Here is a 22,878-nt window from a genome sequence, read left to right on the forward strand (position 1 = left end):
ACCCATGGGGGCAAAGACACTTTCCGCAGCCGCACTAGCGGCTCTGTTGGCATCGTCGCCTAGTCTGGCGCAGGCGCCAAAACCGGGCGCGCTTGAAACCTACAAGGATTGGACCATCGGCTGCGACAATCGCAACCGATGCGAAGCCGTCGCGCTGATGCCCGAAGGCGCCGACTGGCCGGAGGTTCCGCTGATGATCGGCGTTGCGCGTGAGGCCGGGCCGGATGCAGCGACCGAAGTCTGGATTAGCCGCGAGAGCAAGGGCGTGGCGGATGTCAGCTTCCTGGTCGATGGCCGCACAGTGGCAACTGCGCGCGCTCGCGATGGCGAAGCGAAGGTCCGGGGACCGCAGGCCTCCGCCCTGGCCATCGCCATGGCACGCGGCACCACGATGGACGTCCGCGCCGGAAACCGGTCATGGGACACGCCTTCACTCGCCGGATCAGGCGCAGCGCTGCGCTACATGGACGCGCGGCAGGGCAGGGCGGGCACGATGACCGCGCTCGTTGCGACCGGTCCCATGGGCGTCATGGCGGTCAAGCCTGCACCCACCCCCCCGGTCATCCGCCGCGCGCCAGTGCCCGGCGGTACAGCGCCAGCCCCGCTCTGGCGCGAAGAACTGGCTAAACTGGTGACCTTCACAGGCTGCGCCGACGAAATGCGCAGCGACCAGACGCCGGAATTGCATCGCCTCAGCAAGACCGAAACCTTGATCCTCGTGCCCTGTGGGTCGGGGGCCTATAATTTCACCTCGGTTCCGGTCATCGCCACCGGCATCGCCGGTCGTCGCACCTTCCGCTTCGCGCCCTTCGACGCCCCACCCGGCTGGCTCAGCGATGACAAGCATCCGACCTTGGTCAATGTCGGCTGGACCCCGGAAAAATCCCGCCTCGACAGCTTCGCCAAGGGACGCGGCATCGGCGACTGCGGCGGTAGCGAAGCCTATGTCTGGGACGGCACCCGTTTCCGTCTGGTCGAAGCCGCGAGCATGGGCGAGTGCCGCGGCGCGTGGCACTGGATTCCGACCTGGACCGCCCAAGTCACCGACTGATTTCAAGACCAGATGGGACATCGCATTCTCACTGCCGCGATGTCCCATATTTCAATGCGCCGCGCCCCAACTCGGCCCCGTCCCGATCTCCACCCCCAACGGCACGCTCAGCTTCACGATCGGCTCAGCCGCACTCTCCATCACGCGCCGGATGACCGCGCTCGCCGCCTCGACGTTCCCCTCCGGCACTTCGAACACCAGTTCGTCGTGCACCTGCAACAGCATCTTCACGCCCGACAGCCCCGCCGCGTCCAGCGCCGGTTCCATGCGCGCCATCGCCCGCTTGATGATGTCGGCGCTCGTCCCCTGGATCGGCGCGTTGATCGCGGCGCGTTCGGCGCCTTGCCGTTCGTGCTGGACCGATGCCTTGATGCGCGGGAACCAGGTCTTTCGCCCGAACAGCGTCTCGGTATAGCCGCAGGCGCGGGCCTTTTCGATCGTCTCGTTGATATAGATGCTGATGCCGGGGAAGCGCTCATAATATTTGGCGATCATGTCCTGCGCCTCGTCCGCGCTGATCTCCAGCCGTCCGGCCAGACCCCAGCGCGAAATGCCGTAGAGGATCGCGAAGTTGATCGTCTTGGCCCGGCCGCGCGTGTCGCGATTGACCTCGCCGAACAATTCCTTGGCGGTGGCGGCGTGAATATCCTCGCCCGCCGCGAACGCATCGCGCAACGCGGGCACGTCAGCCATATGCGCGGCCAGCCGCAGCTCGATCTGGCTATAGTCCGCTGCCAATATGACATTGCCGGGTTCGGCGACGAAGGCATGGCGGATCTGCCGCCCGACTTCGGTGCGGATCGGGATATTCTGCAGGTTGGGATCGGTCGAGGACAGTCGCCCGGTCTGCGCGCCGGTCAGCGAATAGCTGGTATGGACGCGGCCCGTATCCTTATTGATCTGCGCCTGCAGCGCATCGGTATAAGTGGACTTCAACTTCGATAATTGCCGCCATTCCAATATCTTGGCAGCGATCGGCGCGCCCTGCGCCTGCAACTGCTCCAATATGGTGACGTCGGTCGAATAGGCACCGGACTTGCCCTTCTTGCCACCCTTATAGCCCATTTTGTCGAACAGGATCGCGCCCAGTTGCTGGGTCGATCCGATCGCGAAAGGCTGCCCCGCCAATTCGTGAATCTCGGTCTCCAGCGCCGCGATGCCAGCGGTGAACTCGCCCGACAGTCGCGCCAGATGCTCGCGATCCACCTTGATTCCGCGCTGCTCCATCCGCGCGATCACCGATACCAGCGGCCGGTCGACAAGTTCATAGACGCGGTTTGCGCCTTCATTGGCCACGCGCGTCTTGAACAGCCGCCACAGCCGCAGCGTCACGTCCGCATCCTCGGCGGCATAGGCGGTCGCCTTGTCCAGCGGCACTTCGGCAAAGCTGATCTGGTTCTTGCCGGTGCCGACCACCTCCTTGAAGCTGATGCACGCATGGCCAAGATGCGTCCGCGCGGCCTCGTCCATGCCATGGCCCGACAGGCTTTGCCCGGCATCCAGGTCGAAGCTCATGACGATCGTATCGTCATAGGGGGTGATCTCGATGGCGTGCCGGCGCAGCACGGTCATGTCATATCTGAGGTTCTGGCCGACTTTCAGGACCGCATCATCCTCCAGCAGCGGCTTGAGCTTCGCCAGCACCAGCGCCTTGTCGAGCTGCACCGGCTTTTCCGCGAACATGTCGCGCCCGCCATGGCCGACCGGAATATAGCAGGCCTGGTTGGGGCCGGTGGCGAGGCTGATGCCGACCAACTGGCACGACACGCAATCGAGCATGTCGGTTTCGGTGTCCACCGCGACGACCCCCTCGGCCCGTGCCTGTGCGATCCAGCGGTCGAGCGCCTCTTCGCTCACGACGGTTTCGTAGAGGCTTCGGTCGATCGGCGGCGCTTGCGGCGCGACCGGCGCGGCGATCGGCTCGGCCACGCCCGCAGCAGCGGCAGCAACTGCCACCGCCGCTGCGGGCGCACCCAGGCGATTGAGCAGCGTCTTGAAGCCATGATGCGTTAGGAAATCCTGCAACGGCTCCTTGGGAATGCCCTTCAACGCCAGGTCTTCGAGCGGTTCGGGCAAGTCCATGCTGTCGTGCAGCGCCACCAACCGCCGCGACAGCCGCGCCATGTCGGCATGGGCGATCAGATTTTCCTGCATCTTGGATTTCTTCATCGACGGCGCGGCATCCAGCGCGGCTTCCAGCCCGCCATGTTCGATGATCAGCTTGGCCGCCGTCTTGGGACCGATGCCCGGCACGCCCGGCACATTGTCGACGCTGTCGCCCATCAGCGCGAGGACATCGCCCAAGTGTTCGGGCTGCACCCCGAACTTGCCGACGACATAGTCGGCCCCGCGCCGCTCATTCTTCATCGTGTCGTACATGTCGACGCCGGGCTGGATCAGTTGCATCAGATCCTTGTCGGAACTGACGATGGTGACATGCCATCCCGCCGCAATCGCCGCCTTGGTATAACTGGCGATCAGATCGTCCGCCTCATAGCCCGCCTCCTCGATACAGGGCAGCGAGAAGGCGCGGGTCGCGTCGCGGATCATGGGGAATTGCGGGACCAGATCTTCGGGCGCGGGGGGACGGTTCGCCTTATACTGGTCATACATGTCGTTGCGGAAGGTGTGCGATCCCTTGTCGAGGATCACCGCCATATGGGTCGGCCCTTCTGCCTTGCCCAATTCCTCGGCCAGCTTCCACAACATCGTCGTATAGCCATAGACCGCGCCGACCGGCTGGCCATGCTGGTTGGTGAGCGGCGGCAACTGATGATAGGCGCGGAAAATATAGCCGCTGCCATCGACGAGATAGAGGTGATTCTGGGTCATGGGGCAGGGGATAGCCGGTAACGCCGCCCCGCTCCAGTAGCGCGGTGCCCGCGCCACTCGTAAGCGAACGGTCCGTGAGGCGGACCGCCTCAGCGTCGAACCCCTCATCCCACTGCGCCTAGGTGCCTTCGGCACTAAGGCTGCATATCCTTCTCCCCGGCGGGGAGAAGGGGTAGATTGAGGAAGGTCGGCTATCAAGCAGTGTAGCCCGCTTAGCGGACATTGACGCACATTCTGATCAGGATAGTTTCACATGATGAAAAGCGGCTATCCAACACTATTATTGTCGCTGCTTCTCGGCTGCTCAGAATTTCGAGAGCCGGAGGCGCAAGACCCATCACCGGTGTTTGGGTGCTATATGTCATCGTCCGCGCCTGCTTTTGCGCTTGGTCCACAAGGCTTGATGTTAAATTCTACTCAGAAAACCGTTCCCTTCCGATATGAATTTCGAAAGGTAGGAATGATCGTGCGTGCGCCAATCTCAGCAAATGTAGAGGGTGGCCGATATGTTTTCCGAAATTCAGACGATCGTTTCTACAGAGTTATATTTTCTGCGGGGCAACCAATCATAAGGGTCGCGTTTGGCAAGGAAGGTTACATTGTTGACTATGTCCGCTATCCGAGCACCAATTGTAAGCTATAAACGCCTATAAATGGGCGTTTGCGGAAGGCCCACTCCTAGCGACACTGCGGATCGCGTTGACCATCGGCATCGCTCCGCCTACCCGTGCGTTATATGAGTCAAACCTTGATTTTCCGAAGATATCCTTAGATTTCGGCCCTCAAGAAAATGCCTGGATCGTCCAAGCAATACCTATCTTTGCGTTCCCGTGCGGATCATAGGGTTGGCCTTCACAAGGGTCAGTCACAGGTGAGACGTGTATCGAACTGGAAAGCAGGATGCCTCCCATGGCCCATAGAGGGAGCCACTTTCTCAAGTGGAGGCGGTGAACGTCGAGGGCATAAACGGAGTAGGTCAGCCAAGCCGCCGCAGAGACTGTGGAAATCGCGATCAGGCAGTCCCGTATGCTCCACATTCGGCATACGATTGGGAATGCCAGCCAAAACATGTTCTGTGCTGCGTATAAAGCGAAGAGGCAACCGATAGCCCAATTCGTTACAGCAGTAAGGGATGACAGACGGTTTGACATGCTTCACGTTTATACCGATGCCGCTAACGCATCCCTAATAGCGAAATCGCATACCAGCCTGTTGGAGGTCGTCTTGATTAAAAAACTGGCTGTGTTCGCAGGTGTAACAGCGGCAACCGTCTCTTATTGGTTTGCTGTGATTGTTGCGGGGCAATATATCATCAACAGCCTATATGTTTGTCACTCTGAATTGAGGGAGCCGCTGTGGACGCAGTGCCGCGACGGCCAATACAACTCAGGTTTTCTCATATTCTTCATAGCTCAACTAGCTTTCACGGCAGCCATCTGGCGCAGCGCTCCATATTTCAAGGTCGAAAAGGACTAGGCAAAGCGACGTTGCGTTAACCAGTTGGCTTAACCACGCCTACAAGCGCGCTATAGCCAACCTGTCACACAACAGCACAGACAGACCATCCCTTACCGATCGATCACAATCAGCGTTGATGGTTCGCCGCGACCGCCTTCGCCACGCCCTGCATCAAGGCCCAGCGTTCGGGGATCGACACGGTGGTCGATCCGATCAGCACGGCGACGGCATAGCTGGTGCCATCGGGTGCGGTCATGATGCCGATGTCGTTATAGCCGGTCGAGCGTGGGGCGAGATCCTGGCCTGTGCCGGTTTTGTGCAGATAGGCCCAGCCCGGCGGCACACCGCCCTTGATCCGCTGCGGCCCGGTCTTCGCTTCGCCCATGACAGTCAGCAACAAGCGGGTGGATTCGGCCGACAGCATGTCGCCCTGCTTGAGCTTGGCGAGCGCGCCGACGATCGCGGTGGGGGCTGCACCGTCCGGCGGATTGGCGAGATAATTGTCCAGCGCCTTGACCCGCGCCGCCATCGGCAGCCGTGATCGCGCGGTGTAGAAATTGCGCCCGATCGAATAATCCTGCCGCCAGTCGAGGCCCGCCGTCGTCGCCTGCAACAACCGTTCGCCGGGGCCGAAGCGAACATCCTTGATCATTCGCCGCGCCAAATAGCTGCGCACCGCTTCCGGGCCGCCCACTGCGCGCAACAGCGTGTCGTTGGCGGTATTGTCGCTTTGCGTCATCGCCCGGCGCATCAGGTCGGAATAGCTGGTGGTCCAACCGCCCGCCTTCACCATCGCGGCCGAGGGCTGATGGAACAGGGTTAGGTCGTTTTTCGTGATCGTGGTCGTGTCGGTCAGGCGCAGCTTGCCCCGGTCCACCGCGTCCAGAAACGTCAGCGCCACCCAGAATTTCGATACGCTCTGCTGCGGGAACAAGGCGGTGCCGTTCCAGGCGACGGTCCAGTCCGCATCGATCCGGCGGACCGCGATGCCGACCTTGCCGCGAAATCCCTGGCCCAGATTGCGGATCGCGCTGACCAGCGTCGGCGATGGCGCATCATTCTGGCTGACCGCGCGATAAGGCAGCGGCGGATTGGGTGCCTGGCGGATCGGCCAGCTATTGGTCGCCGGGCGCGACGTCTGCGGCGCGCTCGCCGCCGCCTGGGCCGGGCGCGGATCGGGCGCGCTCACACAGGCCGACAGGGCCATAACCAGAAGGACCAGGCGCGCGACCCCGCCCCGGTTGTCATTCGATGCCATATAATCCCCGCACTTTGAGCGAACATAGGGGCTGCCCCCGCCCGGACGGGCAAGGACGATGCGACGAATGAGTCCACAAATGCGATGATAGGAGCCGGACGGATGCAACCCTTTGATCGACAGCGTCATCGCTCAGTTGCGGTTCAGTGAGTGGCGGGCAATAGCGGGCGGATGACAATGAAAGCTATAAACAGGCGCAATTGGCTGCTCGGCGCATTGGCCACCGGCGGCTTGCTTCGGGCGGGCGTGGCGCAGGCCGCCCCTTTTGCGTCGCGCCGGATCGCCGTGACGGTGCGGGGTACGGGTCGCGATGTGCTGCTCATCCCCGGCCTCGCCAGCGGCCCCGGCATCTGGAACGGCGTGCTGGCGGCGGTTCCCGGCTATCGCTTTCATCTGGTCCATGTGCGCGGCTTTGCCGGATTGGCGGGCGAGGCCAATGCAGGCGGCGACGCTCTGCTCCGGCCGATCGCCGATGAAATTGCGCGCTATGCCAGCGCCACGGGATTGAAACGTCCCGCGATCGTCGGCCATTCGATGGGCGGCACGCTGGCGATGCTGCTCGGCCTCAAGGGGCTGGCGAGCCGGGTCATGGTGGTGGACATGCTGCCCGCTGGTGCCGCCATGGTCGGCGGCACGGCTAGCGGACTTGGCTATCTCGCTGACCAGATTGGTGGCTATCTGACCGGCACGGCGGCGGGGCGGCGCTATCTGGGGCAGATGGTGGCGCAGACGCCGGGGGCCAAAGGCAGCGATCCCGATGTCATCGCCCAGGCGTTGCGTGATCTGGCCAACACCGATCTCGGCCCGCAACTGCCGCGCCTTAGCGTTCCGCTGGAGGTCGTCTATGCGATCGGATCGGATCGCGAACAGGCCGCCGCCATCGCCAGCCGCTTCCGCGCTGCCTATGCCCCCAAGAAGGATGCGCTGCTCCGCGCCATCGGTCCCAGCGGCCATATGCTGATGGCCGATCAACCGGCGCGCTTCCATGCCGCGCTGGGTGATTTTTTGAAGCGCATTTGACGGGCGTCAAAGCCGATGATGGTGCTTGGACGTACACCGAAGGCCCCGGACAGGCTTTCAGCATGTTCCCCTCCCCCTCAAGGCGCGGCGCCCCCCGGCGACCGCGCCTTTTTTTACGGCGCCAGCACCGTGTCGACCGCCGCGTCCAGCATGTCGGGATAGTCGAGCGTATAGTGGAGGCCGCGGCTTTCCTTTCGATGGAGGGCCGAACGTACCACCAGCCGCGCGACTTCCAGCAGGTTGCGCAATTCGATCAGGTCGGGCGTGACGCGGAAATTGCCGTAATAATCATCCACCTCCCGCGCCAGCAGGTCGATGCGGTGCTGGGCGCGTTCCAGCCGCTTGGTGGTGCGGACGATGCCGACATAATCCCACATGAAGCGGCGGATTTCCTTCCAGTTATGCTGGACGATGACTTCCTCGTCGCCATTGGTGACGCGGCTTTCGTCCCATGGGCGGATCGGCGGCGGAGCGGGTAGATCATCCCAGTTCGCGCGGATATGCTTGGCCGCTGCTTCGCCGAATACGAAACATTCGAGCAGCGAGTTGGAGGCGAGACGGTTGGCCCCGTGCAGGCCGCTTTCGCTGACTTCGCCCGCCGCATAGAGGCCGGGCAGGTCGGTGCGCCCGTCCAGGTCGATCACCACGCCACCACAGGTATAATGTTGCGCGGGCACGACCGGGATCGGTTCCTTGGTGATGTCGATGTCCAGGTCCAGCAGCCGGGCATAGATGGTCGGGAAGTGATGCTTCACAAATTCCGGCGGCTTGTGGCTGATGTCGAGATGGACATAGTCGAGGCCGAGCCGCTTGATCTCATGGTCGATGGCGCGCGCCACCACGTCGCGCGGGGCCAGTTCCTCGCGCGGATCGAAGCGCGGCATGAAGCGCTCGCCGCCGCCCGGTACGCCGGGGGGCAGCTTCAAATGCCCGCCTTCGCCGCGCACGGCTTCGGTGATCAGGAAATTCTTGACCTCCAGATTGTAGAGGCAGGTGGGATGAAACTGGTTCATCTCCATGTTCGACACGCGGCATCCCGCGCGCCAGGCCATGGCGATGCCGTCGCCGGTCGCGCCGCGCGGCGCGGTGGAGAAGAGATAGGTGCGTCCCGCGCCACCCGTGCATAGGATCGTCGCGCGACCGAGTAGCGCATCGACATGCCCCGTCGCCTTGTTGAAGGCATAGACGCCCCAAACATGCCCCGCGCCCGAATAGCGCTCGCCATGGCGGGAGGTGATCAGGTCGATTGCGACCATATCCTCCATCAGCGTGATGTTGGGGTTGGCCCGCGCGGCCTTGAGCAAGGCGACCTGCACCGCATGGCCGGTCGCGTCATCGACATGGATGATGCGGCGGTGGCTATGCCCGCCTTCGCGCGTCAAATGCCAGCGCTCGCCAAATTCCTCGCCGCCGTTGAAGGGCACGCCCAGCGCCGCCAGCCGGTCGATCGCGGCGGGCGCTTCGGACACGACGAACTCGACCGTCGCCCGATCATTGAGGCCCGCGCCCGCGACCATCGTGTCATGGACATGCGCCTCGAAACTGTCACCGGCGTCGAGTACGGCAGCAATGCCCCCCTGCGCCCAGTTGGTCGACCCGCCATCCAGCGCGCCCTTGGCCAGCACCAGCACCTTGCGGTCCTGCGCCAGGTTAATGGCGGCCGTCAGGCCCGCCGCGCCCGAACCGATGATGACGACCTCGTAGGTGGTGATGGGCATTCTAATCTCCCCCCTCCTGCGTGCGGGAGGGGCCGGGGGTGGGCAGTTGCGGCGTTACCGTAGAAGAGTAGGTCATGTCAGGAAGATTTTCTTTCGATGACTGTCCAGTCCGGAGGACGTCCGTCTATTTCCCACAGGTCATGGCGAAAGCCGGTGATGCTGGCAGCCAGTTCGATGGGAATGTCGAAAACAAAATCAACTTCCGCGCTTCCCGCATCTTCCTTTTCCTGTTCGCCAAACAGTCCGTCTTTGATGGCTGGAAATTCCTCCGGCGGGTCACCGGAAACCGAAAGATCGTGCAACGATTGTTGCGCGTCATGGATGACGCTCCACAACTCGATGCCATCCTCAGCACCATGCACGGCACTATACATCAAGCCCTCATGCAACTGGCAACTGACTATGCGCTTGGTAGGAAACGATAATTTGATCGGCTGCGTTGCTGCCCACTCAAAGTCGTTAGACCAGATTATGCTCCAGCCATTGCGCAATTGAACGGCAGAAAAAGGGCTTTCATTCGCCTCATCAGCTTCGCCAGTGTCTTTGAAGTCCAAAGCCTCCAGCAAAGCGGCTTTTTCGACGGACTCAAAAGCTAACCATGAGATTCTAAAGCCCACGATCCTACTCCTTCAAAATCACGCAGCCGCCGCCGTCAAATTCAAGAACACATCTTCCAGATCCGGGTCGCGGGTCACCACGTCGACGATCGCCAGCCCGCTCGCCTGCACGGCGCTCAGTACCTGGCCCGCATTGGCGCGGTCCTTGAGGTAGGTGATGGTCAGCGTGCGCTCGCCCGTCAGTTCGATCTTTTCAAAGCAGGGGGCATCCGGCACCATGGTCACGTCGCGGTCGACCGTCACCTGCACCACCTTTTCCTGCGCCATCGCCAGCAATTCGCGGGTGGGCTTGTCGGTGATCAGCTGGCCATGGTTGATGATGCCGATGCGGTCGCACAGTTGCTCGGCTTCTTCGAGATAATGGGTCGTCAGCACGATCGTCACGCCCAGGGCGTTGAGTTCACGCACATATTCCCACAATTGCTGGCGCAATTGCACGTCAACGCCTGCGGTCGGTTCGTCCAGCACCAGGATCGGCGGGCTATGCACCATCGCCTTGGCCACCAGCAGGCGGCGTTTCATGCCGCCCGACAGCGTGCGGGCATAGGCGGTGGCCTTGTCCTCCAGATGGACGGCGCGCAGCAATTCCATCGACCGGCGCTTGTCCTTGGGCACGCCATAGAAGCCCGCCTGATTCTCCAGCGTTTCGAACGGCGTGAAGAAGGGATCGAACACGATTTCCTGCGGCACGATGCCGATGCTGTTCTTTGCATTGCGCGGATTGGCGTCGATGTCGAAGCCCCAGATGCTGACCGACCCTGATGTCTTGTTCACCATCCCGGCCAATATGTTGATCGTGGTCGACTTGCCCGCGCCATTGGGGCCGAGCAGCCCGTAAATCTGGCCGCGCGGGATCGACAGGTTGATCCCGTCCAGCGCGCGCTTGCCGCCCTTATAGACTTTGGTGAGGTTGCGAATGGCGATCGCGGGGGGTGGGGCGGGGGGCGGGCTGTCGGTCATGGCTGATCTCTATGGGGATCGAGGGCAGGGAAGGAAAGAGGGCTGATTGTCCTGCGGCGCGCACGGAGTGACGCGACAGGGCGAAGTTCACACCGTCGTCGAGGGTCGTCGGGCCGATTCGCAGAAATTGGGACAGGGAAGCGACAGTAAAGCAAAGGCGACGTACTGCCGACGCGACACCCGCGCGACAGGTGCGTCCCATTGGCGCGTCAGGGACGCGACAGGCATCAGCGCGCTTTGTGCGGGGTGTCGTGAACGGCGCCAGTGGCGAAGGGATCGGCCATGCGATCGGCGTGCAGGGCCAGGGCCTTGTCCCATGTGCGGTCGAAAACGGTCCCGGCCAGCCGCACGCGGAGGCGATGCGCGCTCGACCGCGACATGCCCGCCGCCCGCGCCGCGCGCGAGACATTGCCAGTTTCGAGCAGCGCCGCGAGAAAGAGGCGCTGCCGGGCCGGGGTCCAATGGGTGCGATCGGGCTGGACGGTCGCAGGCGAGGGGGTGGGGATATGGTGCTTCATCTGACAGGATAAAGCAGAGGAAATCCTACATTGGAAGGGGGGTGGTCCGCAGCGTAGGTGTTGCGCAGGCCCACCCCGCTGCGACTAAATTCGCTCCGCTCATCAAGTCTCGCTGCCCTTCCCGCAAGCGGGCGGGGCGAAGAAAGCCTACGGTCCGCAAACTACCATCTCTGCTCCGGTGGATTGGTTGCTTTGCTCGCCGCTTATCTGCCGCCGCTTTTCACCCACATCCTCCCGCGCAATTGACGCGGTGCAGCATTGGCGTCACTCAGGGGCGAAGAGGCTTTGGATTGATGCGAATCGTCATCATCGACGACAGCGGGCTGCGCGCGACGGTTCTGGAGGAGGGGCTGCGCGAGGCGGGCTATGACGATATTCATATCGTGCCACCGCGCGGCGCTTTCGTCGCGCGGCTCGAACGCATGGCACCCGACGTCGTGCTGATGGACCTGGGCAGCCCCAGCCGCGATACGCTCGAAGAAATGCTCATCGTCAGCCGGGCGCTGGCCAAGCCGATCGCGATGTTCGTGGACCAGTCCGACGATGCGATGATCGGCGCGGCGATCGATGCCGGGGTGTCGGCCTATGTGGTGGACGGATTGCGCAAGGAGCGGGTCAAGCCGGTGCTGGAACTGGCAGTGCGGCGTTTCAATGCCTTTGCCAAGATGCAGAGCGAGTTGGACGAGGCGCGCACGGCGCTGTCGGATCGCAAGATCGTTGACCGCGCCAAGTCGATCCTGATGAACCAGCGGTCGCTCAGCGAGCAGGATGCCTATGCGCTGTTGCGGTCGGCGGCGATGAACCAGGGCAAGAAGATCGTGGAGGTGGCGCAGGCGCTGATCACCGCCAGCGAGTTGTTGGGAGGGGGAGTATGACGACGGGCCTGCGGATCGCCTTCCTGCCGCTGACCGATGCGGCCGTGCTGGTCGCGGCGCGCGAGCGGGGCTTTGCGGAGGCCGAGGGCATTGCGCTCGACCTGGTGCGGACCACAAGCTGGGCCACGCTGCGCGACCGGCTCGTCTATGGCCAGGTGCAGGCGGCGCATATGCTGGCCCCGCTGGCGGTTGCAGTGACGCTGGGGCTGAGCCAGCAGCCCGCTGCATTGGCCGCGCCCTATAAGCTCAACGTCAACGGCAATATGCTGGTTATGACGTGCGATTTCGCCGCTGCGCTGGAGCCCGATGTGGCGGCGCGGCTGGCCGATCCGCTGGGGACGGCGCATGATTTTGCCGCCGCGATCGGGCTGTGGCGGCGCAAGCCGGTGATCGGCGTCGTCCATCGTTTTTCCAGCCATGCGATCATGCTGCGTTACTGGCTGGCGAGCGCGGGGGTGGACCCGGACCGCGACGTGGTGCTGCGCGTGCTGCCGCCGTCGCTGACGGTCGAGGCGATGCAGGCGGGCGAGATTGATGGCTTCATCGCGGGCGAACCGTGGGGCAGCGCGGCGGTCGAGGCGGGCCTGGCCGAAGTGGTGGCGATCGGCGAGCGGATCTGGCGGCGGGGCGTCGAGAAGGTGTTGGCGTTTCGCGAGGCGTGGGCGGAGGAAAATCCCGATATGGTCGATCGTCTGCTGCGCGCGCTGGTGCGGGCGGCGGCCTGGTGCGATGATCCCGCCAACCATGGCGATCTGGCCGGGTTGCTGGCGGCGCCTGCCTATGTCGATCAACCCGCCGATCTGATCGCGCGGGCTTTGTCGGGGCAGATCGTCGCGCGGGCGGGTGAAGCGCCGATCGCCAGCCCCGATTTCATGCTGTTCGCGCGTGAGGCGACGCCCTTTCCGTGGCGCAGCCAGGCGCTGTGGATCTATTCGCAACTGGTGCGGTGGGGGATGGTCGATCATGACCCCGCGGCGGCGGCGAAGGCGGGCGCAGTGTTTCGGCCCGACATCTTCCGCCGCGCGCTGGCGGACAGCGATGTGCCGATGCCGGGCGCGAGCATGAAGCTGGAGGGGGCGGTGGGTATGCCGCTGGCGGTCGGGTCGCGCCGCGGCGAGCTGACGTTGGGGCCGGATCGATTCTTCGACGGGCGCGTGTTCGACCCCGAACGGATCGAGGAGTTTCTGGCGGGCTTTACGCCGCTACGTTGAAAGCAGGCGCAAAATTGTGCCTTGCAACATGATGCGAATCGGGAGATAACATAGGCGTCGCGCGATGAAGCGCGCCTATATCTGGATGCGCTCTCCCAAGGACGGGACCGCCATCCCCATCCACATCGCAGCAAAGCCGCTGACCGGACTACGCCCTTCGTGCGTGCGTCCGGCCTGCGGCTTTTTTCGTGTCCATTTCCGTTTATTGGGGGACGTATCATGGCTACCGCTTATTGGGATCGCGACAAGGAGGGTGAACAGCCCGCCGCCGCGATCAGCTTCTGGAAGGCCGGCCACACGCCGACCCTTGTTGCCGCCTTTCTCTATTTCGACCTCGCCTTCATGGTGTGGGTGCTGCTCGGCCCGCTTGCGCCGATGATCGCACAGACATTGGCGCTGACCCCGGCCGAAAAAGGCCTAATGGTCGCCACGCCGACATTGATGGGCGCGCTGCTCCGCGTCGTGAACGGCCTGCTGGTCGACCGGATCGGGCCGAAAATGTCGGGCGCGATCAGCCAGTTGATCGTGATTGCCGGGTTGTTTGTGGCCTGGCTGATGGGGGTCAGCAGCTTTGAAGGCACGCTGGCGCTGGGGGTCGTGCTGGGCTTTGCGGGCGCGAGCTTCGCGATCGCGTTGCCGCTGGCGAGCCGCTGGTATCCGCCTGAGCATCAGGGCAAGGCGATGGGCCTGGCGGGCATGGGCAATTCGGGCACCGTGCTGGCGGCATTGTTCGCGCCGGGGCTGGCCAAATTATTCGGCTGGAACGCGGTGCTGGGCCTCGCCTGCATCCCGCTGACCATCGTGTTCGTCATCTATATGATCATGGCGAAGGACGCGCCCAACGCGCCGCCGCCCAAGAAGATGATCGACTATTTCCAGCCGCTGAAACAGGCCGATGCCTGGTTGCTGATGGCCTTTTATGCGGTGACGTTCGGCGGTTTCGTTGGCCTCGCCGCCAGCCTGCCGATCTACTTTACCGACCAATTCGGCCTGACGCCGGTGATGGCGGGCTATTGCACCGCAGGCTGCGTGTTCGCCGGGTCGCTGGTTCGCCCGATCGGTGGGGCGCTGGCTGACAAGATTGGCGGCGTAAGAACGCTGATGATCGTTTATCTGATTGCCGCGATCGCGCTGGCAGGCGTCGCCTTTGCCACGACGCTGGTGACGGCGCTTGGCCTCTTCGTCCTCGCCATGCTGGCGCTGGGCACGGGCAATGGATCGGTTTTCCAGTTGGTGCCGCAGCGGTTCCAGGCGGAAATCGGCGTGATGACCGGCCTTGTCGGCATGGCAGGCGGGATTGGCGGCTTCTACCTTGCCAGTTCGCTCGGCTTTGCCAAGCAATTGACCGGCAGCTTTTCGGCCGGGTTCCTGATCTTCGCTGGCCTTGCGGTCGTCGCCTTCATCGGCGTGGCGCTGGTCAAGGCGCGGTGGCGGGCGACCTGGACCAGCGGCGCACGCATCTGACTTTGGAGGGGTGGGGGCGGACCGGCATAGCCAGGCCGCCCCCCAATAATTCCTCCCCTGCGAGGGGAGGAGTTTAGCGAAGTCCGAGGGGGACAGATTTCCATGAAATATATATTCGCAACGGCGGCCTCTTTGGCCGTCGCAGGGACCGCTTGTGCCCAGGAAGTGACGCTCAAGCCGATCGCCGAAACGCGGTTGCGCTATGAACAGGCCGATCAGGCGGGGCTGGCGACCGAGACATCCGACGCGCTGACCATCCGGGCGCGGGCCGGGCTGTCGGCCAGCAGCGGTGGTTTTTCGGCGATGGTTGTGGGGCAGGGGACGCTGGCTGCCATCGACGACTATTATGACGGGCTGAACGGCGCAGCGACCCGGCCGATCATCGCCGACCCGGAGAATATCGCGCTCTATATCGCCCAGCTCCAGTACAAGACCAAGGCGGTGACGCTGACCGGCGGGCGCCAAAGGATCGTACTGGATGACGAGCGGTTCGTCGGCAATGTCGCCTTTCGCGACAATGGCCAGACATTCGATGCGGTGCGCGCCGAACTGACCCCGGCCAAGGGGCTGAAGCTCGACCTCTCCTATGTGTGGAGCGTGCGGACGATCTGGGGCTTTCAGGGGCGTGGTGCGCGGCAGCAGGCGGTGGGCGGCGACACGATCCTCGCCAACATCTCCTATGCCACGCCGGTCGGGGCGCTGACGGGCTTTGCCTATCTGGTCGATCAGGATGAGGCGGCGATGCAGGGCTATCGGCTGTCGAGCCAGACCTATGGCGTGCGGCTGGCGGGGGCGCAGCCTTTGGCCAAGGCGGCGAAGCTCAGTTACCAGCTCAGCTATGCGCGCCAGTCGGACTATCACCGCAATCCCAACAGCTATAGCGCGGATTATTGGCTGGCGGACCTGACGTTGGACGTGAAGGGCTGGAAGCTCAATGCAGGCTATGAGGTGCTGGGCGCGACTAGCGGCACGCCGCTGACGAGTTTCCAGACGCCGCTCGGCACCAATTTCAAATTTCAGGGTTGGGCCGACAAATTCCTGACCACGCCCGCCAACGGCATTCGCGACCTCTATGTCGGCGGCGGCTATGGCTGGAAACAGCTGGGGCCGCTGACCGGCGTGTCGATGCAGGCGGTGTGGCATCGATTCGATAGCGACCGGCTGGACCAGCATTATGGCGATGAGATCAATCTGATCGCTTCGGCCAAGGTCAAGAAGACCGCGCTGTCGGTCCGCTATGCACGTTACGAAGCCAAGACGATGGCGACCGATACGCAGAAATTATGGGTGCAGGCCGATTGGGCCTATTGATCGGGCCAGGAACAGGAATCGCTTGAGGCATCAGGCGATTCTGTTATGGTGCAGTGCAAGAGGGCAAAGCTGTCCTTCCAACCATAGCCAAAGCGATCCAGGGACGGATCGACAAGGCGCATATGATGGCAAAGCCGCCATCCTGACTCCCGGTTCTCACCGGGGGTCAGGATGGCGGCTTTTTTGTTTTCTGGAGTCACGAATATGGAATTTCAGATCGGAACGGAGCCGATGGCAGGCAGCGAGGAGACTATCCTTGTCCCTGCCGATGAGGGGCGCGACCATCTGGTCGTGATCGGCAACGGCATGGCCGGGTGCCGCGCGGTTGAGGAACTGCTGGCGCGCGACGCGGGGCGCTATCGCGTCACCATCTTCGGCGCGGAACCGCATGTGAACTATAACCGCATCATGCTGTCGCCGGTGCTGGCGGGTGAAAAGACGTTTCAGGACATCATCATCAACGACCGCGCCTGGTATGACGATAATCGCATCGACCTGATCGTCGCTGATCCGGTTGTGGCGATCGATCGCAGCGCCAGGACCGTCACGAGCCAGTCGGGCCGCACCGTTGCCTATGACAAGCTGTTGATCGCGACCGGCTCCGACCCGTTCATCATTCCGGTGCCGGGCAAGGATCTGCCGGGCGTCATCAGCTTTCGCGACATGAAGGATGTCGATGCGATGCTGGACGCCGCTGGCCGGGGTGGCGACGCCGTGGTGATCGGCGGCGGGCTGTTGGGACTGGAAGCGGCGCATGGCCTGACGCTGCGCGGCATGAAGGTTACGGTCCTGCACATCATGCCGACGCTGATGGAACGGCAATTGGATGAGGCGGCCGGCTGGCTGCTCAAGAGCGCGCTCGAAGCGCGCGGCCAGACCATCTTGACCGGGGCCGACACGGCGGAAATCTGCGGCGATGGCAAGGTGGAGGGCGTGCGGTTGAAGGACGGCACGCTGATCCCCGCCAGCTTGGTGGTGATGGCGGTGGGCATTCGTCCCTGCGTCGCGCTGGCGCGGGCGGCGGGGCTGGACATCGGGCGCGGGATCAAGGTGGACGACCATATGGTCACCAGCGATCCCGATGTGCTGGCGGTCGGCGAATGTGTCGAACATGACGGCAATGTCTATGGCCTGGTCGCGCCGCTGTGGGATATGTGCCGCAGCCTGGCCGATGGTCTGACCGACCGGCATACGGGCTATAAGGGGTCGGTGACATCGACCAAGCTGAAGGTGGCCGGGTTGGACGTCTTTTCCGCCGGAGACTTTTCGGGCGGCGAGGGGTGCGAGGACATCGTCCTGCGCGATGCCTCACGCGGCGTGTATAAACGGGTCGTGGTGAAGGAAGATCGCGTCATCGGCGCGGTGCTCTATGGCGATACCGCCGATGGCGGCTGGTATTTCGATTTGCTCAAGCGCGGCGAAGATGTTGCCGACATTCGCGACCTTCTGATCTTCGGCCAAGCCTTCGCCTCTGGAGGGGGCGCGCAGGACCCTAAGGCGGCCGTTGCAGCGCTCTCGGACGATGCCGAGATTTGCGGCTGCAACGGCGTGTCCAAGGGCCAGGTGGTTGCCTGCATCAACGCAGGCGCATGCAGCCTGGACGCGGTTCGGGCCGGGTGCAAGGCGTCGGCGAGCTGCGGTTCCTGCACCGGGCTGGTCGAAACTATCCTGGCGTTGACGCTGGGGGAGGATGTCCAGTCCGGGCCGAAGACGATGTGCAAATGCACCAGCTTTGGCCATGACGATGTACGGCGCGAAATCGTGGCGCAGGGCATGACGTCGATCCCCGAAGTGATGCAGAAGCTGCATTGGTCCACGCCCGACGGCTGTTCTTCCTGCCGTCCCGCGCTCAATTATTATCTGCTCTGCGCGCTGCCCGGTGCCTATGTCGATGACCAGCAGAGCCGCTTCGTCAATGAACGGATGCACGCCAATATCCAGAAGGACGGCACCTATTCGGTGGTGCCGCGCATGTGGGGCGGGCTGACCAATCCGCGCGAATTGCGCGCGATCGCCGACGTGGTCGAGAAGTTCAACGCGCCGATGGTCAAGGTCACTGGCGGCCAGCGGCTCGATATTTTCGGGATCAAGAAGGAGGATTTGCCCGCCGTCTGGGCGGACCTGAATGCAGCGGGGATGGTATCGGGCCATGCCTATGGCAAGTCGCTGCGCACGGTGAAGACCTGCGTCGGGTCCGAATGGTGCCGCTTCGGTACGCAGGACAGCACGGGGCTGGGCGTCAAGGCCGAGCGGATGACCTGGGGATCGTGGATGCCGCACAAGTTCAAGATCGCGGTGTCGGGCTGCCCGCGCAATTGCGCCGAAGCCACGATCAAGGATTTCGGCATCGTCTGCGTCGACAGCGGCTATGAGCTGCATGTCGGCGGCAATGGCGGCATCCATGTTCGCGTCACCGACCTGCTGTGCAAGGTGGCGACCGAGCAGGAGGCGCTCGATTATTGCGCCGCCTTTACCCAGCTTTACCGTGAAGAGGCCCGCTATCTGGAGCGCACCGCGCCGTGGATCGAGCGGGTCGGGGTCGATTATGTGAAGGCGCGCATCGTCGAGGATGATGCAGGCCGCGAAGCGCTGCGGGCGCGCTTCCTCTTTTCGCAGCAGTTTATGCAGGACGATCCCTGGGCGGAGCGCGCCGCGGGCCAGCATGCCGAACTGCATCAGCATATCGCGCAAGTGCGCCCGTTGGAGACCGTATGATGACCGGAGACTGGCTCGATATCGGTTCGGTGGATCAGATCACGCCGGGCAATGCCCGCACCCTGCCAGTGCTGGGCGGCGAGGAGATCGCGATCTTCCGCACGACGAGCGGCGATTTCCATGCCCTCGTCAATCGCTGCCCGCATAAGCAGGGGCCGCTCAGTCAGGGGATCGTCCATGGCGGGGTCGTGACCTGCCCGCTCCACAATTGGAACATCTCGCTCAAGACTGGCGAGGCGCTGGGCGAGGATAAGGGATGCGTGCCGGTGATCCCGCTCAAGGTCGATGCCGGGCGTATCTTCCTGCTGCGCGATGCCGTCATCGGGAAGCGCGCGGCGTGAAGGTCGAACTGAAATCACCCCTCCCCTTTAGGGGAGGGGCCGGGGGTGGGGGCTATCGTCTTGGCCTGATGCTTGGGGCACGCCCCCACCCCAACCCTTCAAACGAGGCACGTGACTCGTTTGAACCTAAAGGGGAGGGGCTATAATGTCGGCACCCATCCGCACCACCTGCGCCTATTGCGGTGTCGGGTGCGGCATCTCCGCGACGCCGACCGGGCCGCGTGCCGTCACGATTGCGGGAGATCCAGCGCATCCTGCCAATGGCGGCAAGCTTTGTTCCAAGGGCACGCATCTGGGCGAGACGGTCGGGCTGGAGGGGCGGCTGCTCCATCCGATGATCGGCGACAAGCGGGCAAGCTGGGACAAGGCGCTCGATCTGGTGGCCAAGCGCTTTCGCGAGACGATCGCCAAGCATGGGCCGGACAGCGTCGCCTTCTACGTCTCCGGCCAGTTGCTGACCGAAGATTATTATGTCGCCAACAAGCTGATGAAGGGCTTTATCGGGTCGGCAAATATCGACACCAACAGCCGCCTGTGCATGTCGAGCGCGGTGGCCGGGCATATGCGCGCGTTCGGCGAGGATGTCGTGCCCGCCAGCTATGACGATTTGGATGAGGCCGACCTGATTGTCCTCGTTGGGTCCAACACCGCCTGGTGCCATCCGGTCGTCTATCAGCGGATACTGGCGGCGCGAGCCGCGCGCGGCACCAAGCTGGTGGTGATCGACCCGCGTCGGACCGAAAGCTGCGAAGGGGCGGACCTGCATCTTGCCTTGAAGCCCGGCAGCGACGTGGCGCTGATGAACGGGTTGCTGGCCTGGATGGATCAGGCCGGGCAACTGGATGCGGACTTTCTACGCGATAGCGTTGCTGCGCCCGATGGTTTCTGGGACGCGATCCGCGCGGGCCATGATTTGTGGACGACGGCGAAGGCGTGCGACCTGCCGCCTGCCGAATTGCAGCAATTTTACGAGATGTTCGCCGCGACCCCGCGCACCGTCACGCTGTTTAGCCAGGGGATCAACCAGTCGATCCGTGGCACGGATCAGGTCAATGCGATCATCAACGTCCACCTCGCCACCGGCCGCATCGGCAAGCCCGGTGCCGCGCCTTTCTCGATCACGGGCCAGCCCAATGCCATGAGTGGGCGTGAGGTTGGCGGGCTGGCGACGACGCTGGCGGCGCATATGGATTTCGCGCCCGACAATGTCGCGCGGGTCGGGCGTTTCTGGGCCGCGCCGAACGTGGCGACCAAGCCGGGGCTGAAGGCCGTCGACCTGTTTCGCGCGATCGACGAGGGGCGGATCAAGGCGCTGTGGGTGATGGCCACCAATCCCGCCGTCTCGATGCCTGATGCGGGGCGCGTGCGCGCGGCGCTGGAGGCCTGCCCCTTTGTCGTCGTGTCGGACGTGATGGCGACCACCGATACCACCGTTCATGCCCATGTGCGGCTGCCCGCCGCCGCCTGGGGCGAGAAGGACGGGACCGTCACCAACTCCGACCGCACGATCAGCCGCCAGCGCGCCTTGCTGCCGCTGCCCGGTGAGTCCAAGCCCGACTGGTGGATCGTGACGCAGGTCGCGCGGCGGATGGGGTGGCGCAATGCCTTCACCTATGACCGGCCCGCCGACATCTGGCGCGAACATGCGCGACTGACCGCCTATCAGAATGATGGCGCGCGGCTGCTCAATCTGCGCGCGCAGGCGACGATCGGCAATGACGCCTATGAAGCGATGGAACCGTTCCGCTGGGGCGGCATGCCCTTTGCCGATGGGCGGTTTCCCACGAATGATGGCAAGGCGCGGCTGGTGCCGGTGACGCAGATGGCGTTGCAGGGGCCGTTGCGCGACTGGCCGATGACGCTCAACACCGGCCGCTATCGCGATCAATGGCATACGATGACGCGCACCGGCCTGTCGCCCAAATTGGCGCGGCATCGCGAGGAGCCCTTGGTCGAACTGCATCCGCGCGACGCGACGGCGTTGGGCATTGCGGATGGCGATCTGGCGCGGGTGTCGACGGCGCAGGGCGAGAGCCTCTTCCGCGCGCGGATCAGCGAGGGGCAGCGCCGCGGTGAAGTGTTTACGCCGATCCACTGGACCGATCAGCAATCAAGCGGCGGCCGCACCGGCCTGTTGCCGCGCCCGCTGGTCGATCCCCATTCGGGGCAGCCGGGGTTCAAATCCACGCCCGTCCGGGTCGAAAAGGTCAAGACGGAGTGGAAGGGATTCCTGATCCTGCGCGGGGCTGATCCGGTGCGGGTGCCGTGCCTGTGGGCTACGCGCATCACCGTGCCAGGCGGCGCGCTCTATGAGGTGGCGGGCAATGGCGATCCGGCGCGGCTGGAAGCCTGCCTGCCCAAGGGCGAAAGGGTCGAGGCGATCGACCAGACGCGCGGTACCCGCCGCGTCGCGATCATCCGCGAAGGGAAGCTCGCGGGCGTGCTGATCGTGACGCGTAGCGGCCTGTTGCCGACGCGCGACTGGTTGATCGGGCAACTGGCGGTCGAGGGCGTGGGCGCTTCGGTGCTGGCCGCGCGCGGGCCAGGCAGCCAGCCCGACAAAGGCGCGGTGGTGTGCGTCTGCTTCGACATTGGCCTCAACCAGATCGTCGCGGCGATCCGCGACCAGCGGCTGGTTGACGTGCCCGCGATCGGCACGGCGATCGGCGCGGGGACCAATTGCGGATCGTGCCGTCCCGCACTCGCCAACATTCTCGTCCAGACTTCGCAGGAGACGTTGCATGCAGCCGAATGACCTGATCGCGCCGGGTGATGTCTGGCTGGTGGGCGCCGGGCCGGGCGACCCGGACCTGCTGACGCGCAAGGCGGAAAGGCTGATCGGCGCGGCGGACATCGTCTTTTACGATGCGCTGGTGGGGCCGGGGGTACTGGATTTGATCCCCGCTGGTGTCGATCGCGTCAGCGTGGGCAAGCGGTCCGGGCGGCACAGCAAGCAACAGGAGAGCATCAACGACCTGCTGCTCGCCTCAGCGCGCGCAGGCAAGCGTGTCGTGCGGCTGAAAGGCGGCGATCCGTCGATCTTTGGCCGGTCGGCGGAGGAGATGGCGCATCTGGGCGAAGGCGGCGTGCGGGTGCGCATCTGCCCCGGCGTCACCACCGCCAGCGCGGCAGCGGCGAGCGGCCATGCGTCGCTCACCCTGCGCGGCAAGGCGCGCGGGCTGACGCTGGTGACGGCGCATTTGAAGGCGGGCGAACCCTTGAAGCTCGACTGGGCCGCGCTGGCGCAACCGGGCGGAACGATCGGCATCTATATGGGCCGGGCGGCGGCGGGTGAGATTGCTCGCAGCTTGATCGCGGCGGGGCGTGACCCGGAAACGCCGGTGATGGTGGCGGTGAATGTCTCGCTGCCGAACGAACGGCTGATCCGGGGGAAGCTGTCGGCGCTGGCCTTTCTGGTGGCGACGATCAGCGACGAAGATCCGACCTTGTTGCTGATTGGCGAGGCAGTGGCGGGGACAGGGCTGTCGGCGGAGATTGCGGCGAGCGTGGCTTTGCCGGCTTAACTCCT

At 63.9% G+C, this 22,878-nt stretch carries 17 protein-coding genes; 11 read left to right on the forward strand and 6 right to left on the reverse strand.

From position 1 onward, the window contains the following. Nucleotides 1-4: 4 nt before the first annotated feature. Nucleotides 5-1,051 carry a DUF1176 domain-containing protein gene (locus ACZ2HM_RS16585; RefSeq protein ID WP_470425739.1) on the forward strand — a complete coding sequence of 349 codons (1,047 nt, stop codon included), beginning with the start codon at nt 5-7 and terminating at the stop codon, nt 1,049-1,051. Nucleotides 1,052-1,102: 51 nt separating this feature from the next. Here ACZ2HM_RS16585 and polA read toward each other — a convergent pair whose 3' ends face one another. Then, nucleotides 1,103-3,883, reverse strand: a complete 2,781-nt coding sequence (gene polA / locus ACZ2HM_RS16590; protein WP_470425740.1) for a DNA polymerase I — start codon at nt 3,881-3,883, stop codon at nt 1,103-1,105. 1,149 nt (nt 3,884-5,032) lie between these two features. On the opposite strand from polA, the gene ACZ2HM_RS16595 reads away from it, so the two are divergent. Next, nucleotides 5,033-5,359 (forward strand): hypothetical protein, encoded by a 327-nt coding sequence (locus ACZ2HM_RS16595; RefSeq protein ID WP_156106023.1) that lies wholly within the window; start codon nt 5,033-5,035, stop codon nt 5,357-5,359. 109 nt (nt 5,360-5,468) lie between these two features. On the opposite strand, the gene ACZ2HM_RS16600 is transcribed toward ACZ2HM_RS16595, so the two are convergent. Beyond that, on the reverse strand, nt 5,469-6,599 hold the full coding sequence (locus ACZ2HM_RS16600) for a serine hydrolase (protein WP_037472513.1): 1,131 nt from the start codon (nt 6,597-6,599) through the stop codon (nt 5,469-5,471). A 171-nt stretch (nt 6,600-6,770) separates the two neighbouring features. Here ACZ2HM_RS16600 and ACZ2HM_RS16605 point away from each other — a divergent pair, with 171 nt between their 5' ends. Next, complete coding sequence (locus tag ACZ2HM_RS16605; protein ID WP_037472514.1) at nt 6,771-7,619, forward strand: alpha/beta fold hydrolase; 849 nt, start codon at nt 6,771-6,773, stop codon at nt 7,617-7,619. A gap of 113 nt (nt 7,620-7,732) precedes the next feature. Here ACZ2HM_RS16605 and nadB read toward each other — a convergent pair whose 3' ends face one another. The 4 genes from nadB to ACZ2HM_RS16625 all read right to left on the reverse strand — a co-directional run bounded on the left by nadB (nt 7,733) and on the right by ACZ2HM_RS16625 (nt 11,432). Next, nucleotides 7,733-9,337, reverse strand: coding sequence for an L-aspartate oxidase (gene nadB, locus ACZ2HM_RS16610; protein ID WP_470425741.1), 1,605 nt, complete (start codon nt 9,335-9,337; stop codon nt 7,733-7,735). Between the two features lie 77 nt (nt 9,338-9,414). After that, nucleotides 9,415-9,954, reverse strand: coding sequence for a hypothetical protein (locus ACZ2HM_RS16615; protein ID WP_470425742.1), 540 nt, complete (start codon nt 9,952-9,954; stop codon nt 9,415-9,417). An 18-nt stretch (nt 9,955-9,972) separates the two neighbouring features. Then, nucleotides 9,973-10,914: an ABC transporter ATP-binding protein gene (locus ACZ2HM_RS16620; RefSeq protein ID WP_470425743.1), complete on the reverse strand. Its 942-nt coding sequence runs from the start codon at nt 10,912-10,914 to the stop codon at nt 9,973-9,975. A gap of 227 nt (nt 10,915-11,141) precedes the next feature. Beyond that, a complete protein-coding gene (locus ACZ2HM_RS16625) occupies nt 11,142-11,432 on the reverse strand; it encodes a LysR family transcriptional regulator (RefSeq protein ID WP_470425744.1) in 291 nt (96 codons plus the stop codon). 293 nt (nt 11,433-11,725) lie between these two features. Between ACZ2HM_RS16625 and ACZ2HM_RS16630 the strand changes: the two genes are divergently transcribed. From ACZ2HM_RS16630 to cobA, 8 genes are all read left to right on the forward strand, one after another. Next, on the forward strand, nt 11,726-12,307 hold the full coding sequence (locus tag ACZ2HM_RS16630; protein ID WP_037472914.1) for an ANTAR domain-containing response regulator: 582 nt from the start codon (nt 11,726-11,728) through the stop codon (nt 12,305-12,307). Beyond that, nucleotides 12,304-13,518, forward strand: coding sequence for a CmpA/NrtA family ABC transporter substrate-binding protein (locus ACZ2HM_RS16635; RefSeq protein ID WP_470425745.1), 1,215 nt, complete (start codon nt 12,304-12,306; stop codon nt 13,516-13,518). Before ACZ2HM_RS16630 ends, ACZ2HM_RS16635 begins: the two co-directional genes overlap by 4 nt. Nucleotides 13,519-13,737: 219 nt before the next feature. Continuing rightward, nucleotides 13,738-14,982 (forward strand): nitrate/nitrite transporter, encoded by a 1,245-nt coding sequence (locus ACZ2HM_RS16640; RefSeq protein WP_037479091.1) that lies wholly within the window; start codon nt 13,738-13,740, stop codon nt 14,980-14,982. A gap of 102 nt (nt 14,983-15,084) precedes the next feature. After that, nucleotides 15,085-16,293 (forward strand): hypothetical protein, encoded by a 1,209-nt coding sequence (locus tag ACZ2HM_RS16645; RefSeq protein WP_470425746.1) that lies wholly within the window; start codon nt 15,085-15,087, stop codon nt 16,291-16,293. A gap of 204 nt (nt 16,294-16,497) precedes the next feature. Further along, a complete protein-coding gene (gene nirB / locus ACZ2HM_RS16650; RefSeq protein ID WP_470425747.1) occupies nt 16,498-19,008 on the forward strand; it encodes a nitrite reductase large subunit NirB in 2,511 nt (836 codons plus the stop codon). Then, on the forward strand, nt 19,008-19,349 hold the full coding sequence (gene nirD, locus ACZ2HM_RS16655) for a nitrite reductase small subunit NirD (protein ID WP_096060709.1): 342 nt from the start codon (nt 19,008-19,010) through the stop codon (nt 19,347-19,349). The genes nirB and nirD overlap by 1 nt, the downstream gene beginning before the upstream one ends. A gap of 145 nt (nt 19,350-19,494) precedes the next feature. Next, nucleotides 19,495-22,104, forward strand: a complete 2,610-nt coding sequence (locus ACZ2HM_RS16660; protein ID WP_470425748.1) for a molybdopterin-dependent oxidoreductase — start codon at nt 19,495-19,497, stop codon at nt 22,102-22,104. Then, on the forward strand, nt 22,091-22,873 hold the full coding sequence (gene cobA, locus ACZ2HM_RS16665; protein WP_037473856.1) for a uroporphyrinogen-III C-methyltransferase: 783 nt from the start codon (nt 22,091-22,093) through the stop codon (nt 22,871-22,873). The genes ACZ2HM_RS16660 and cobA overlap by 14 nt, the downstream gene beginning before the upstream one ends. Nucleotides 22,874-22,878: the final 5 nt, after the last annotated feature.

The sequence above is a fragment of the Sphingobium sp. KKT206 genome, assembly GCF_055640555.1.